Annotated in this window: 7 protein-coding genes; 2 read left to right on the top strand and 5 right to left on the bottom strand. The window is 33.0% G+C overall.

Annotated elements, in window-relative coordinates; genetic code table 11:
* Positions 1-17: 17 nt before the first annotated feature.
* From IPK14_07800 to IPK14_07780, 5 genes are all read right to left on the bottom strand, one after another.
* Entirely contained in the window at positions 18-530 is a 513-nt protein-coding gene (locus tag IPK14_07800) for a HEAT repeat domain-containing protein (GenBank protein ID MBK7993320.1), read from the bottom strand.
* 153 nt (positions 531-683) lie between these two features.
* A complete protein-coding gene (locus IPK14_07795) occupies positions 684-2,252 on the bottom strand; it encodes a HEAT repeat domain-containing protein (GenBank protein ID MBK7993319.1) in 1,569 nt (522 codons plus the stop codon).
* 1 nt (position 2,253) lies between these two features.
* The gene (locus tag IPK14_07790) at positions 2,254-4,539 is read right to left on the bottom strand and encodes a HEAT repeat domain-containing protein (protein ID MBK7993318.1); all 2,286 of its coding nucleotides are present in this window, start codon (positions 4,537-4,539) and stop codon (positions 2,254-2,256) included.
* Positions 4,540-4,801: 262 nt separating this feature from the next.
* Positions 4,802-5,089 carry a hypothetical protein gene (locus tag IPK14_07785; protein MBK7993317.1) on the bottom strand — a complete coding sequence of 96 codons (288 nt, stop codon included), beginning with the start codon at positions 5,087-5,089 and terminating at the stop codon, positions 4,802-4,804.
* A 353-nt stretch (positions 5,090-5,442) separates the two neighbouring features.
* Positions 5,443-6,783, bottom strand: a complete 1,341-nt coding sequence (locus tag IPK14_07780) for a hypothetical protein (GenBank protein MBK7993316.1) — start codon at positions 6,781-6,783, stop codon at positions 5,443-5,445.
* Between the two features lie 239 nt (positions 6,784-7,022).
* Between IPK14_07780 and IPK14_07775 the strand changes: the two genes are divergently transcribed.
* Together IPK14_07775 and IPK14_07770 are read left to right on the top strand one after the other, a co-directional pair.
* The gene (locus tag IPK14_07775) at positions 7,023-10,973 is read left to right on the top strand and encodes a protein kinase (GenBank protein MBK7993315.1); all 3,951 of its coding nucleotides are present in this window, start codon (positions 7,023-7,025) and stop codon (positions 10,971-10,973) included.
* A gap of 10 nt (positions 10,974-10,983) precedes the next feature.
* On the top strand, positions 10,984-12,312 hold the full coding sequence (locus IPK14_07770; GenBank protein ID MBK7993314.1) for an SUMF1/EgtB/PvdO family nonheme iron enzyme: 1,329 nt from the start codon (positions 10,984-10,986) through the stop codon (positions 12,310-12,312).
* Positions 12,313-12,327: the final 15 nt, after the last annotated feature.

Below are 12,327 nucleotides of genomic sequence, written 5' to 3'. Positions count from 1 at the left end.
TTGTTTATTGCTAAAAGTTATTCTTTATTTATTTCTTTTAATGCCTTTTTAGCACTATATCGAACATAGAAACGATCGTCTTCTAAAAGTAGGTTTAAAGCCGGAATAGCTTCCTTTGCTTTTAAGTTGCCTAAAGCTTTTGCTGCCTCACTACGTATAGATTCTGTTTTACCCTTAAGAATTGGTATTAAAATAGGGATTGATTGCTTCCCCATTAAATCGCTTAATCCTTTAAGTGCTGCACTACGAAGAAAAAAATAACTATCTTCTTTCAAAATAGTTATTATAGTATCTGTAGCTAGCTTCCCACCTATAACACTTAAAGTTCCTACTATATCTTGTCGTAATTGCCTTTCGATGTTTTTATCTTTCAATTTAGAAATCAAAAGGGGTATTGATTTTTTGGATTTTAATAAACCTAGAGCTTTAATAATCTGACTATGAAAATTACTATAAGACTCATCCTTTAAGTTAGCTATTAATCTTGTTTCAATATCTTTTTGTCCTAACTTGCTCAAAGCTACTGCCACGGATCCATAAACTTCTTCTTTATAGTTATCAAAATAAAAAAATTTAAGTTGTCTATTTCTAATCTCTCTACTTAATAAAGATTGTAGTTGAGTAGTAGCTTCTTTTAGCTCCTAAGTCTCCCTAGTGTTGTTGCTACAACAGATACAACTTTACTATTTTTCATGCTCTAGCAACTTTATTAAGTCAGGAATTATTTCTTTGACTTTTAATTCTCCTAAAACCTTTGCTGCAACACATATTGCATCAAAATTTTCACCTTTCAATAACTCTATTAAATAAGGAATTGCTTCTTGAGATTTTATTTCGCTTAAAGCTGATGCAGCATCTCTACGAACATATTCATTTTTATCTTTTAATGACTCTATCAATAATGGCAAGGTTTCTACGGCTTGAAGCTTTATAAAAGTATCTAAAACATAAGACCTTTCTTTTGGGCTATCATTAAAAGCTTTTATTAATTCTGGGATTGCTTCTTTTGCTCCTGAACGACCTAAAATATAAGCTGCTGTTCTACGAATATTTGGGTTTTTATCATCTAAAGCATTAATAAATAAATCCTTTGTTTTTTCTAAATCTATTTCTTTCAAGCTGTTAGCAGCTACTATTCGCAATTTTTCAGGCTCATTTTTATTTACAAAAATTTTAATTAATTCAGGTATCGCTTCTTGGGCAGTTAAGCTAGCTAAACTATAGCAAGCAGAGGCACGAATCTTTTTTTCTTCATTTTTATCTTTAATCACACTAATTAGTGCATTTATAGACTCTTTGCTGTCTATAGAGCCTAAACTAAGAACAACTCGATTTCTCACTTCTAAAGTCCCATCTTTTAAAGTTTCAATTAATAATGGAACTGCTTGTTTTGCTCCTACTTGTCCTAACAATTGAATAATTCTAATTTGTGTAAACTCATTTTCTGTTTTTAGAGCTAGCATTAGTTCTGGAATGTTTTCTTTTGTAACTAACTCATATAAAGCATTAAAAGCAGTATTTTTGATATTTTCATCTTCATCAGACAAAGCAGTTATAAAAGTAGGAATAGTTTCTTTTGCACTTAGATTGCGTAAAACGCTGGCTACTGCATTACGTTTCACACTAGACTTATTTTTATCTTGTAAAATCTCAGTTAAAGTATCTATCGCTTCTTTTCCTACTAAACCAGTTAAAGCCTGTTCTATAGATGAAGAATTTTCTAAGATGTTTAACTCACTTATCAAATCTGGAATTGTTTTTTTTGCACCTAGCTTTTTTAATACATTATTTAGGTTGTGCCTAAGATTATCTTTAGTATCTTTATCTTTTAAGATATTTATTAGAATTGGAATTGCTTCTTTTGCTTCTAATTCTCCCAATGCTCTAGCAGAAGCTTCTTTTACATAATCATTTGGGCTATTTAAGCTCTCAATCAAAATTGGAATTGCTTCTTTTGCTTTTAATTGGCCTAAAATGTAGATTGCAGAAACAGCATAAGATCTTTCAGAAGAATCAGTTGCTTCATCTTCAACAAAATCTATCAAAATTGGAATTAGTTCTTTAGCATTTAATTTTCTTAACACGTCGATAAACGCAGTTTTATAAAAATTATCATCTGTTTTTTTTAAAGCAGTTATTATATCTGAAGTGGCTTCTTTAGCACCTAAAGAACCCAATGCTTCTGCAATATAAAGTGCTAAAAGGCTTGATTCTTCAAACTGAACATTTATGTCTTTTAGAAGACTTTGCAAGCTAGGAATTGCTTCTTTTTGCTTTTAATTTGCCTAATGTTGTAACAATATAGACTAAGGGTATCTCTTCATCTGTTTCAAAAACTTTTATTAGCTTTGGACTTACTTCTTTAGCTTCTAATTCGCCTAATACATCAACTGCCATTCTACGTAATTCCATACTTTCATTTTTATCTTTGAAAATACTCAATAAAGGTAAAGTAGCTTCTTTTGAGCCTAAATTTCCTAAAAACTGAGTGACTTTATGACGCGTATCCTCCGATTGGCTTTTATCAACTAAAATTTTTAATAAGTATTCTGTAGCTTCTTTTTTAATTTTTAGATCAAATAAAGATAAAGAAGATATATAAGCTCTATTAAAAAAAGTTTTCTCAATTTCTTTATTCTTATACTCAAAAGCAGCCATTAAAGCGATAATTTTTGAATCGTCTGTTAATTTATCTATTATCCCTATTAATTGTTGATTTATAGAATAACCTGCAAAATTAACGCTCTTTACTAGAGTTACAATTAGATTTTTACGCTCTACTTCTCCTAATTCTTCAATAATTCTCGCTGTATTTTTATTATTTTGTAAAGCAATAATTATATCTTTACGAATATCCATATCTTCATTGTTAAGAGCATCTACTAGCATTACAACGGCTTTTCTATTGCCTAAAATATCTAAAGATGTAATTGCAACACGTTTCACATTTTTATCTTCTCTTTTAAGCATATTTATTAATATTTCGGCTGCTACATCTTTTTTTGTATATGAAGATAAAGCTATTGCTATATCTTCATATAATTCTTTGTCCTCTGACATTTTTATCAATATGTTTTCTGCTTCTTTATTTTCAAGACTTATTAGGCTATTAATAGCTGCTTTGCGGGTAAATTTACTTTCATCTTTTAACATCAAAGTTGCTATAGAAATAGTTTCCTTTGCTTCTAGTTTTGCTAACTGCTCAACGACAACACCCCGTATAAATTCATCCTTGTGAGTTGCTAATTTAATTATATTTGGAATAGTTTCTTTAGCTTTTAGTTTCCCTAAAACCATAATGGTTTCCTTTACCACTTCATTATCTTTATCATCTAAAAGACTTATCAAATCAGGAATTAGTTGCCGACTATCTAAATCACCCAAAATCTTAACAAAAACACGTCTAACATTTGCATTATGATCCTTAAGCAAAACAATCAGATCTTCTATATTTTCATCCCTTGTTAGTTTAGTTAAAAGAGCCTCAGAGTTATTTTTAATATCAGCATCAGCATTTCTAAGTAAATTAATTAGGATAGGGATAATTTGCTGCTTTTCTTTTAATATTTGCAAAGTATCGTAATAACTAAATTTGCTTAAAACTTTCAGTACATATTTATGAAGTTCTATATCTTCATTCTTAAGCAAATCAAATAGTGTTAGTTGATTTTCGTCATGTACTTCTATTTTTATTAAAGCTTCTGTTAGTTGATTACGAACTTCTATTTCTTTATCTTCTTGCAGTATTTTTATTAATTTAGCACCATTTTGTTTTGTCGCTATACTGACTAAAGTTTTAGCTGCATATCTACGAACTTCTAAATTCTCATTTTTAAGTGCTGAAATAAAAATTTCCTCTGTTTCACTTGTAGCCAACTTTCTTAAAAGCTCTAGCATAGAGTTTCTAACATCAGCACTTTCATCTTTTCTAAAAGCGGTAACTATTAAATATGGAACTACTTCTTTAGTTCCTACTCTTTCCAAAGCTAAAGTTATAGTTTTACGACGCTCAATTTCAATATCTTTTGTTGTCTTAAAATAATCTATCAAATTTGGAACTACTTCTTTAGCTCCCATATTTCCCAAAGCTAAAAATATTTCTCTATAAACAGCCTCTTCTTTTTCTTTTTTAAGAGCAGCTATTAAATCTGGAATTACTTCTTTAGCTTCCATGTTTCCCAAAACCCTTACCGCATTGCTTCGTAAATGAATAGGCTCATATACATCTTTTAAGATATTAAGCAAACTAGGAATTGCTTCCTTCACATTTGATTTACCCAATAACCTAGCTATGGTACTACGGCTTCCTTCATACATTTCTTTGTTGTTAAGCATAAATAACAGATCAGAAGTTAGCTCTTTAATGTCCATATCTGCTAAGTTATAAGTAATCTGATGATGTATGGTATCTGGTATTTTCCCTTCCTTCATAAGACTTATTAAAGTTTGGGCTACAGATTTATCTTTTAACCATGATAAAAAATTAACTATCTGCTTTTGAGCCTTTGGATCTCTATTTTCTTTAATTATATCTAGCAAAACAGGAACAATCTCTTTTTTAGATAGTTTTTGCCTTGAATTTATACTTTGTAAAGCAGAAAAACTAGAATTTAGTATATCTATATCATTATCTTTTAAGAGGTTTATTAAGGTATTTTTTAACTTGTTTACTATATAAAAAGCTTAAGTTGTTTATTGTGTATTTACGAATTTCTTTATCTTCACTTTGGTTTTCTGCAATTAGAATAAGTGTTTTCACAGCATTGTTATTTGTATTAAAATCTGATCGTTTTACAACTCCCTATATTCTTTTTAAAGCTACTTCCTTCAAGATCTCTATTGCCATTTTACGAATCTGTTTATCTTTACTTTGATCTTGTGCAATTAAGGCAACTAAATTTTTAGTTTCTTCTGGTAATTTACCAATTGCTGATAGTTTAGCTGTATAATTGTTAGTTGGGAGTTGTTTATACAATTCTTTTAATGAGTTTTCATCATTGGTTTGTGCTTGCAAATTTGAAGTTAAAAACATTGATAAAGCTATTATTATAAATATTTTAGCTAAGTTTTTTCTAATAAAACTATTCATGAACTTAAAATCCTCTTCTTAAACTTTATACACTTTAATGATTTTTATTTTAAAAACATTACAAATATTTATCGCTAACCTTCCTATTTTGCATTTGTTAGAAAATTTGAAGGGTTTGATCATTAACGCGAGATTAAATAATGGTTTGGAGAGTTTTTTAATTTGATTTGTAATTTAAAAAAAGATAGAACTTAAAGCAAAAAAGTCCAAGAAAAGATTGATTTCCATATATATTTCTTGGACATCGCTTTTTTTAATCGCAAGTATTGTTTTTATATATTTTTCTATTAAAGAAAAAAAGCTCTCTTCAAAAAAACAATACAAATATTAGATCTAAAAACTAATCATTTTTATTACTTTGCTGAAGCTTTTCCTTCAATTAAATGTTCTGGAATTTCACCAAGTGAATAAATGAAATCACTTCCATCTGTTGCAACTCTAGCGTTTTTATAAGCAGTTTTTCCACCATCATCTTTTCCATCAAAACCCGCTAACCATACAATAGGCTTATTATTTTCTAGCCTATAACCAGCAATTTTTTTTGTAGCTATATCTAAAGGTATTTTTAGGCTTGCATCTTGTAAAGCTGCTTCTAAATTCTCAGGGAATTTCCCATTTTCTTGTTCATAAGCTCGAATTATAGCTAAAGTTTCAAGTGCGGCTGCGTTTGCTCTTTCGGCGTAAAAACTGTTTACTACACCTTTTGCACTTGGTATGGCTACACTAAACAATACTGAGGCTATATATTTATCTACAAATAAGTTTTTATACCATTTATTTTCTTGTTCAATAAATTCACTTATTTTCTTATCCACTTCTTGCATAGCTTTAACATCAAGTGTTTCAAGACTTGGTTTTATAAGTTTTTCTACCATCTCATTATGTTTAAGTACAAAATTATTATAAACCCTTACAGATAGATTTTTAGGAAACTGTTTTTGTGTGGGGCCATTAACTAAGGAATCTTCTAAAGACCTATTACCAAATTGCCATTCCCATTCCATAATCTCCTGTGGAGTAGAAGATTTGCTGTCATCTTCTGCTATTTTATTTGCTATTTTTAAGTATAAATCCTTGTCTCCACCACCTTTATTTAGTCTCTTAAACAAAGCTTTAGCAACCACTCTATGACAACTCCATGACAACAATGCCGATGTCATAGGTGTATAAGGCTCAAATACTTGTGTACCCATATGATAAACAGCTAATTCTAAGTCTAAAGCTTCGTTTGATTTGCCTTCTTTTTCTAAGCGAGAAGCTTGGGCAATAGCTAATTTACTTAAGTGAATAAAATCGGTAATGCTTAAAAGTTTGGTGTCATGTGTTGCTAATTCTTTGTAAAATTGAAACTTAGGTTTATTTACTCCTACTTTTAGATAATCTATTGCTTTGATATGTTTATCCAAATCTGCTTCTTGTTCAGGAGTTAATTCTGCAAGTCCATCATATTTTTCCCATACGGATTTATCACTATCCTTAAACACTTCTGTAGCAAGTTTATAGTCTAACCAAGCGTTTTCTGCATCAGAAACTTTTTCAATTGTATATCTTTTTGCAGGTGATTTAATGCTAGCAGGAAAAAAGCCTAAGTATAAATTCACAGCTAAAATTACTCCAAAAATCACTCCAAAACCTAAAACTAAACGTCGAACCCATTTTTTTAAGCTTGTCTTAGAGCTAGTTTGATTAGACATAATAATTTTCCCTTAAGTATATAATTATTGAAAAAGATTTTTGAATTGTACCATTGAAACAATATAAGCAAATCACAAACTTAATTATCCAGCAAAAATTTTGTCCACTTTTTTATCTTTTCGCGCCTTACCTAATAACAAAACAAGCCCAAAATTTTATGTTATCCAACAAAATACTAAAACCTGCTAATACTTACGGATAACCATCTAAAAATTAAGTTTTTGTGGGAGAAAAAGCTATGCTACTACTAAAAGAAGAACCTACAACATTAATAGGTCGCACATTAGGGGAATTTATTATTCGTGAAAAGCTTGGAGAAGGCGGTTATGGAACGGTTTATCGTGCTGAACAGCCTATTCTTGGGCGTGAAGCCGTTATTAAAGTTATTCGTAATAAACATAATTCTGACCAAAAATTAATAGAACGTTTTAAGAAAGAAGCTAAACTTGCGTCTAAATTAGAACATCCTTACACAGCTTCGGTTTACGCTTTTGGAGCAGAAACTGACGGGCTACTTTGGATTGCTATGGAGTTAGTAAATGGCACACCTCTAAGCAATTTATTAAAAGTTCAAGGCCCTTTGTCACTAGAAAGATTTGTTCCTCTTTTAGAAAAGATTTGCGAAGTCGTTCATACAGCACATGAAAGCGGAATTGTTCACCGTGATATAAAACCATCTAATGTAATGGTTATTTCTCGCGCTGGTCGCTTGCTTCCTAAACTGCTTGATTTTGGTATAGCTAAAGGTTTAGAGCAAAACGATCTAACAACCCAAGAGCAAAAATTTACTACTAGCGACTTAGAAAAAGAGTTTAGCGAGAACACAAACGAAACCATAAATTCTTCAACTGAGCAAAACGCTAAAGATACAAATTCCAACCAAGCAAAACAAACTCAAAAAGATGCTACAGGTGCAATAGGTTCACCTCGTTATATGCCTCCAGAACTTTGGGAAAGTGGTTCAAATGCTGATACTCGCACAGATATTTATGCTCTAGGTGTGCTAGCTTTTGAGGCTCTTACAGGTAAAGTTCCTTTTCCATTAACAGGCCCTCAACTTATGTTTGCACATATGTTTAAGCCGGTTCCTTCCTTAGAAGGTTCCTTTCCAATAGCTCTTGATGAAGTAATTAAAAAAGCAATGGCAAAAAAGCAAGCTGACCGCTACCAAACAGCTTTAGAATTTGCTGCCGCTTTTCGTGAAGCAGCCGGAATGCTTGAACTTAAAACCCCATTGCCCCAGCTTGAAGAGCTTTTAAGAGAAGAACTTTTAACTAATGCTCCTAAACCTTTGGCCGCTTCTGTTGCTAATTTATCTGCCACTCGTAACTCCTACCAAGCAAGAGAGCGTATTTCTGATATTTTACAAGTTTTAGCACAATATTTAGGCGTTTTAGCTCTATCTTGTCGCGTTCGTGTAGGTAGCGGAAGCAAAAATGATTCTACTTCTATACTTAATACAATACAAAAACTTAGCCAACAAAATCTTAATGAAATAGAATGGTTAGAGCTTGCTCAAGAATTATGCAAACCTTTTTGTTTTCAACGTGATGCTTATCCAATTCCAGAATTAATAACTTTTTTCTATGAACCAAATAGCGATAAAAAAACAAATCAAATAAATCTTTTCCAATCAATTCTTGAAATGTGCCAGTCACGTACAGCAAGCGACAAAGAAGCATACTTGCAAAATTTGTTAAATGAAAAAATGACGCAACTTGTTTCTTTGCTTCGCTCACTAACTTTTCTTTCTGACTACAACTTAATAGTCCCAAGAAAAAACCACTCTGAAAAATGGATGGGACATCAATTAAAAGAATCTTTTTTTGTCTCCAATGAAGCTTTACTTGAAGAAAATAAAGTAGTTTTAGCAAATGCTCAAGGTGATGTAATTATTTCTCTATGGCCGCTTGTTCAACTAGCCGCACCAACAACAGCAGCAACAGAAGAATTATTTTTCTTTTCTGGAAAAGGCCGCACAGGTGCAAAATTCCTAGCAATTCCATCAAGCTTTGAACTTTATGACGAAGATTTTTGGCAATGGTTTGGAGAAAATCTTTTTGATACACAAACACAAACAGGTGAATTAATCACCCAAGAACAAACACCTTATCTTGGTCTAGTTTCATTTAGCACAAGTGATTCAGAAATATTTTTTGGTCGTGAAAAAGAAACACAAAATTTTCTTAATCGATTGCGTAATCAAGCTTTTTTAGTTGTTGCAGGGCCTTCGGGAGCAGGTAAAAGCTCATTTATTCAAGCTGGCGTTTTGCCTTGGTTAGAAAATTCTCGATTAATAACTTTACGACCTGGTGCTTTTCCCCTAACAACATTAAGAAGCCGATTAATCAAAGAAGGAATAGAAGTTCATGATTTACATATTGCATTAAAACATGACGCAAATGCGTTAGGAAATGCACTTCGCGCATCATCAGATATTTATGATAAAGCTATTGTGCTTGTTATTGACCAATTTGAAGAGCTTTTTACACTCTGCCAAGATCAAACAGAACGAGATCTTTTTGCTTTAGCTTTATCAAATGCTGCACGTTCTGAAGAAGAATCTATCCGCGTTATATTAACTGTTAGAGATGATTTTTTGCTTAAAGTCAAAGAATTACCTGCAATTGGCGAGCGCGTTACAACTAGCTTAGAACTTCTTTCCACACCTGGCAAAGATGATTTAGTTAGAATCCTTATAGAACCTGCTCGTCGTGCTGGCTATATTTTTGAAGATAAACAAATGCCGCTAGAAATGGTTGAGTCTGTGATAGGTCGACCTGGAGCATTACCGCTACTTGCTTTTACGGCTGCAAAACTTTGGGAGCTTAGAGACCGTCAATTTAAGCAACTGCGACGCAAAACCTATGACGCATTAGGTGGTGTTGGTGGTGCCTTAGCAAGTCATGCTGAAGAAATGATGAAAGGCATGACGCAGCATGAACAAAAATTAGTTAGAGCCGCTTTTCAACGTCTTGTTACTAGTGAAGGAACTCGTGCTGTAATGAAGCGTGATGAACTTTATCAAATTTTAGGCGCGGAAAATCAAGATGTACTAGAAAAACTTGTTGCTTCGCGTTTATTAACGGCCTCAGAGGGTGAAGACGGCTTAGAACAAATTGAAGTTGTACATGAAGCTTTGCTTTCTGCCTGGCCTCGACTGGTTAAATGGCAGCAAGAAACTGCTGAGGGTGCAAGACTACGCGATCAACTTCAAGCTGCATCCAGGCAATGGCAAGAGCGAGGCCGTCCAAAAGGCTTACTTTGGCGTGATGAAGCACTAACAGAATATAAACTTTGGCATTCACGATACAACGGAAAATTAACAGATATTGAAAACGCTTTTGCTACTGCTAGCTTAAATGAAGCCTCTCGCGCTCAACGTCAACGGCGAATTTTAAGCTCTGTTGCAGCTATATTTTTAGCAATTACGTCCATTGTTTTTTACTGGCAAAATCAACAAACAAAAGAAAAAATCCTTAGTCTTTATGAGGAACAAGGTCGCCAAGCTTTACTTGCTAACAAAGCTGACCAAGCAGTTCTTTATTTAACGGAAGCTTATAGTGGAGGTAATAACAAATATTCATTAAAATTTTTGCTTTCACAATCTTTGCTACAATTTAATCAAGTTCAACCGCTTACAATTGCTGGGCATAAAAATTTTGTTTTTCATTCAACATTTAGCCCTGATGGAAAAAATATACTTTCAGCAAGTGCTGATAAAACTGCAAAACTTTGGGAAGCTTCAACAGGAAAGCTTTTGCGCTCATTTGAAGGACATAAAGATTGTGTTCGCTCTGCTAGTTTTAGCCCTGATGCAAGCAAAATTGTAACTGCAAGTTTAGATGGCACTGCAAAAGTTTGGAAAACTGACACAGCCGAAGTTTTATTAACTTTATCTGGTCATAACGCAGCAGTAAATTCTGCTGTTTTTAGTCCTGATGGTAAGTTGATTGCTACATCTGGTTTAGATAGAACTGCTAAAATTTGGGATGCTGAAAGCGGCAAGTTGCTCTTTTCACTACAAGATCATCAAGGAAGCGTTAACTATGTAGCGTTTAGCTCTGACAATAAAAAATTAGTAACAGCAAGTGCTGATAACACCGCTAAAATCTGGGATATTGCTTCTGGTAAATTATTAGTCACTTTCTCAGGTCATAGAAAATTCGGTAAATTCTGCATCTTTTAGCCCTGATAACTTGCTTGTAGTAACAGCTAGCTCTGATAACACTACTAAAATTTGGGATGCTATTTCTGGCAAAGAATTACGAATACTTAAAGATCACACATCTGTAGTTAATTCAGCACAATTTAGCAGCGATGGAAGGCTTATTATTACTTCTAGCACAGATAGAACTGCTAAAATTTGGCAGACTGAAACCGGAAAATTAATGAACAACTTAAAAGTTTATGATTTTCCTCTAAAATGGGCTGCATTTAACAATGATGGTTCTAGTGTAGTTCTTGCTAGCAATGACAATACAATGAAAGTTTGTAATGTTGAACTAGAAAAACGTGATGCTTCAACTATTGCTGAAATGGTAGAAAAAATAGTTCCTATCAGATTTGAAAAAGATAGTTTTGCACCTAATCTAAAAGCTGCAATTACTCCAAAACCTATTGAAAAAACGCCAACTTCTACACCAACTCCTGAAGTCCCACACCCAGAAAAAGTTGCTAGCGTTCCTGCATTGCCTAGCGAGCTAAACTTAAAAACTTTTGATTTTTTAACTGTAAAACTTGATGAACAAGGCAAAATCGCCGAGCAAATCAAAAAACAAGCCCAATACTTTACACAAGAACTTGTTAACGGCCCTGGTATTGATATGATTTTTATACCTGAAGGAAGTTTTCCTATGGGACAACAAGATTGTGGCCCAAATGATAAGGAAGCTTGCCCAAAACGCGAAGTAAAATTATCAGCATTTTATATGAGTAAATTTGAAGTTACCCAAGCTCAATGGAAAGCCGTCATGGGCAATAATCCTTCACATTTTACAGGTGATGAAAATTTGCCTGTAGAGCAAGTAACTTGGTATGACGCGATGGAATTTTGCGAAAGACTTTCACAAAAAACAGGCAAGTTTTTTAGATTACCAAGTGAAGCAGAATGGGAATATGCTGCCCGTGCAGGCACTACAACAATGTTTGCTTTTGGAAATACCATTAATCCAGATATTGTTAATTATGATGGAACTTTCCCTTATGGCAAAGCACCAAAAAGCCTTTATCGTAAAAAAACTATCCCTGTTGGAAGTTTAGGATTTGCTAACAGTTTTGGTTTATATGATATACATGGAAATGTGTCTGAATGGTGCTTAGATCCACTGCATGAAAATTACATAGACGCACCTCAAGACGGAAGTAACTGGATAGAAAACGGTCAACTAAGTCATCGAATGGTTAGAGGTGGATCTTATAACAATATGGCAGCACTTTGTTTTTCATTTAACCGCAACTGGAACGCTGCCACCAGCAAATATAACCGTTACGGTATCCGTTTAGTTATGAGTGCTTCCAGCAATTAGTAGCTTAATTAAAAC

The sequence above is a fragment of the Blastocatellia bacterium genome, assembly GCA_016713405.1.
Taxonomy (GTDB): domain Bacteria; phylum Acidobacteriota; class Blastocatellia; order Chloracidobacteriales; family JADJPF01; genus JADJPF01.
The sequence above is the reverse complement of the archived record's forward strand: the minus strand, read 5'-3'. Positions and strand labels throughout refer to the sequence as shown.